This window comes from Oleiphilus sp. HI0132 (assembly GCF_001635845.1).
In genome coordinates this window covers 1-3928 of sequence record NZ_LWGJ01000899.1, presented here as the reverse complement: position 1 = coordinate 3928, position 3928 = coordinate 1, and the positions used below count along the sequence as shown (strand labels likewise).

At 44.7% G+C, this 3928-nt stretch carries 5 protein-coding genes; 1 reads left to right on the top strand and 4 read right to left on the bottom strand.

Annotated features, from left to right (window positions below; genetic code table 11):
* From A3766_RS10170 to dcd, 4 genes are all read right to left on the bottom strand, one after another.
* On the bottom strand, positions 1-461 hold a 461-nt coding region (locus A3766_RS10170; protein WP_156508853.1), incomplete at its 3' end, for a hypothetical protein.
* A 191-nt stretch (positions 462-652) separates the two neighbouring features.
* Complete coding sequence (locus A3766_RS10165) at positions 653-1255, bottom strand: DUF416 family protein (RefSeq protein ID WP_068508616.1); 603 nt, start codon at positions 1253-1255, stop codon at positions 653-655.
* 31 nt (positions 1256-1286) lie between these two features.
* Positions 1287-1937: a class II aldolase/adducin family protein gene (locus A3766_RS10160; RefSeq protein WP_068508619.1), complete on the bottom strand. Its 651-nt coding sequence runs from the start codon at positions 1935-1937 to the stop codon at positions 1287-1289.
* Between the two features lie 33 nt (positions 1938-1970).
* Positions 1971-2537, bottom strand: coding sequence for a dCTP deaminase (gene dcd, locus A3766_RS10155; protein WP_068508620.1), 567 nt, complete (start codon positions 2535-2537; stop codon positions 1971-1973).
* 230 nt (positions 2538-2767) lie between these two features.
* Here dcd and A3766_RS10150 point away from each other — a divergent pair.
* A partial coding sequence (locus A3766_RS10150) for a diguanylate cyclase domain-containing protein (RefSeq protein WP_156508852.1) occupies positions 2768-3928 on the top strand: 1161 nt, incomplete at its 3' end.

Here is a 3928-nt window from a genome sequence, read left to right as displayed (position 1 = left end):
GTGACAGGGCCGTGTTCTTTTTTTGTGCTACGATTTTGGCTAATGCTGCTCTTGTCTTCAGGCGTATTGCTGGCGGCCTTAGCCGCGGGGCTTTGTTTATGGATTGATGTTACCTTACTCGTCGCCTTTGCTTCTTGTATTGCTTTGGGCTCGCTATGTACTTCTTGATTAACCTTATTTACCGTGGGGGCAGGTGCACGTCCGGTTTTGATAAGCTTGCCATTGAACTCGTCGCAGGCATCGCGAACCAGCTCTCGGGATTCAGCAGGGGAGTCAGCATAAGCCCAGGTTTCTACTGTAAAGTTATCAACACCGAATTCACGTACAGTGTCTAAGAACTCACCTGAACCACCTTCTTCTGCCTGAACGATCAGTCTGGCCCAATGTTCTTCCATACTATCTCTTGCACTGCCGACATAAACTTCGTTGTTGACTCTATTGGTGGCAGTAAAAACGATCATATAAGCGATACCTCTGTTATATAAATGTAGTAAGAAAATGGATCAATATAGAAAATGATGGAGGCGCGGAATTATAATGAAGAAAGAATTTTTCGGTAGAATTGACAAGGAAGTTTTTACATAATTTAGCAGATTTTTTTGCAAGTAATTGCTTGCAAATTTTGAGAGCCCTAGATTAGGGCTCTTAAGGTCTATAGGCTGATACCGATATTACTAATGCCTTCATCTTGAGCAAGCTCTCGAATGGCAAGAATCAGTTCTTCTCCAGGGTGGCTTGCAGATCTTAGTAGCTCGCTCAGTTCGGCTTGAAATGAAAACTCGCGTTCAATGAGCGGATGTGAATCGAATAACTTTATTAGCTGGTTTTCGCTCAGTGAGTCGCCTTCGGAAAACTCTATAAACTGAGTGATGGTTTCCAAGGACAGTTGGCTAACGCTCAATGCACGTGGTTTTTCATCGTTGATCCCAGCCAATAGAGCCTGTTCTAGAATGCTTAGGCAATCGTGAGTTGGCAGGGCACCATAATGTTCGCTCTGTTCGGTATCAGGCATGTTCGCCTGGGTCAGATCGAGGAGCTCTACAATACCTTCTTCGTCTTGCTCAATTATGAGCATGTTCCAGGCGCTGTCGATGTCTGCAAGCTTGAGTGGAGAGTCTGAAGGGCTGTCAGACTCGATACTGTCAAGATATAGGAGGGCGTTGGGAAGGGCGCGTTCCGCTATTGCAAGCATAAATGCCCGTTCACGCCAGCCTCTAAGAGAGTTGAGAGATTTTTGAAACTTCAATCGGTTCATTGTGCCTAGCCTGCAGGTAGTTGGTATAAGCTTACGAGTATGTCGCTGCTCTATGTAAAGTGTTTATTAGCGTTTGGGTGCACTGAGAAAGAGACTCACCAGCCACAACAACGCCGTCTTCATGGCCGTCCATGCAAAAGAGAATAGACTTCTCAGATAGTAATAATTGAGCGGATAGTTGGCGCACTGATTCTGCCATCTCTGGCGTGCCATAAGGTATTTCTTTGGGGGTGGAAGCTAGCTTGAGCGCTGAACGTTGCTTCCATATTTCTGTGGAGTGAACGTGCACCACAGCTTTTATTCGGGCACTAAGCTTATAGATGACGCCATGCGTCATACTTTCCGATGAGGGCTTTGTTTCACCTTCTGCATGTATTGTATTTGTCTCAGGGTGGCTTTGGTTTACGAGGCATATATCCCGAGGGAATAGCGTTGGAAGGTGGCCTGTTTGAGTGCCGCTGATCCAGAAAGAAGGAGGCGCTTCAATGCTAGAGTCTGACTGGCAACGCAGTGATAGGTTGCCAAAGCCATAGCCTTCATAGCGATTATCATCCTGGCCGATTAACCCGTGAGCCATCATTTGTTGGCGGCATTGGTTCAGTTCAGCCAAACTGGTATCGTCAATCGAGATGCTTCGATGCTCGAATACCAGCTGATATTTGATAACGCCTTCTTGCTCCACTTGTGTTCTCTCAGACTTGAAGAGGCAGTTAAACTAAGTTTTCGGCAGCGTTACGCCAGTCTGGCCCTGGTATTTTCCACCACGATCTTTATAACTTGTTTCACATACTTCGTCAGATTCGAAGAACAGCATCTGTGCAACACCTTCGTTAGCATAAATTTTTGCTGGCAAATTGGTGGTGTTAGAGAACTCAAGTGTGACGTGACCTTCCCATTCGGGTTCTAATGGGGTGACGTTAACGATAATGCCGCAGCGTGCATAAGTAGATTTGCCCAAACAAACAGTGAGGACGCTACGAGGAATTCTGAAGTACTCAACAGTTCGAGCCAAAGCAAAGGAGTTTGGTGGGATGATACAAACATCGCTATCAATATCGACGAAGCTGTTTTCATCAAACTGTTTAGGGTCTACGGTTGCTGAGTGGACGTTTGTGAAGATCTTGAATTCACTGCTGCAGCGAACATCGTAGCCATAACTGGATGTTCCATAAGAGATAATTCGGCCATTTTCACCGGTTCGAACCTGCCCTGGTTCGAATGGCTCAATCATGCCTTGCTCTTGTGCCATTCTACGTATCCACTTGTCAGACTTTATTGCCATGTTTCGCTGTTCCAAATAAAAAGTTTAGAAGCTGTCAAAGTAATGCTTCCGTAAAGCTGGCTATAATACCTTTGCTTAAGATATAAGCAAAGTATCTACTTACAACGATGGCTTAACTTTTCGAGCAGACTTACTAGGTTTGTTGAAAATATGGTCTAAGCTTGTATCACGCTGTATGTAAAGTGTAGATAGATTGATTCTTCGAATTCACCTAGAGGTAGGACACGGTTTTGGGCCTTTCCGCACTAGAAAAGTTGAAGCATGGTTTAAGGTTTAAGAAACTGGGCCACCGCTTGACCTTTTATTTTGTATCACTCGGTATCTTTTTTACCGTGGTGACGGTATCGGTATTGCTGGTAAAACAATATCAAGATGGAAGGCTTTCTGTTTACGAAGAAGCGAATGATACCATCAAAGCCGTTAATCAGCAGTTAGCTAGAAGCTTATGGAACGTCGATCAGGATAGCACTCATATCTTGCTGGAAGGCGTCTATCGTATGCCTTCAATTCAGGGTGTTAGAATTGTAGAAGCCTTGGGCAATGAATATCAGTACGGGGATATTGAATTGCCAGTAAGTTTGTCGAGCCCTTTGGTCTTTAACGGCCAGAATATGGGTAAGATTGAAGTTGATGTGAAAGATGAGTTGATTACCGAGTCTGTATTAGACCAGATGATCGTGATCCTTATTAGTTCCACTTTGATGATCGGTTTGATTAGTTTTGTTTTCAGTACGATTGTTAAAAATGCAGTGACGCGCCACCTTTCCAAAATTAGCCGTGAAACCGTTCAGCCGGCTCAGCTAACAAGTAAAACCTATAAGCCCATTGTGCTGAATCGCCCCGAATACAGTGATGAAATTGCTGACTTGGTTGAAGCTTTGAACCGGGGACGAAAGCAGGTTGCCGAGTTTGCTTTGGCAAAAGAGTCCTATGAAGACCAGTTAGAGCATCAGGCAAATTTCGACATGCTGACAAATTTGCCTAACCGTCGCCATATTGAATATCACCTGAAAAATGAAATGCTTAACCAGCAGGAAAACGCCGAATACTCGAAGCTGGCAATCTTTTTTATTGACCTGGATGGTTTTAAAGAGGTGAATGACAGCCTGGGGCATAGTACAGGCGATAAGATTCTGCTGGATAGTGCTTCCCGCTTGAAGAAGTTGATCACTCGCTACGGAGGTTATGTGGCCCGTTTTGGTGGCGATGAGTTCATCGCTTGCTTTCAGTGCAACACTCGCGCAGATGCTGAGGATGTTGCTGATAAAACGATATTGGCCTTTAAAGAAAACTTTGTCTTAAGTGACTCGCAGCTTCAATTAGGTTGTAGTANCGGGGTCGTGCTTTACCCTGAAGATGGCGAGAATACTGAAGATTTGATTCGTCGTGCA

Coding starts and splice junctions, on each gene's coding strand:
- dcd (WP_068508620.1), bottom strand. CDS start 2,537: ATGGCAATAAAGTCTGACAAGTGGATACGTAGAATGGCACAAGAGCAA.
- A3766_RS10165 (WP_068508616.1), bottom strand. CDS start 1,255: ATGAACCGATTGAAGTTTCAAAAATCTCTCAACTCTCTTAGAGGCTGG.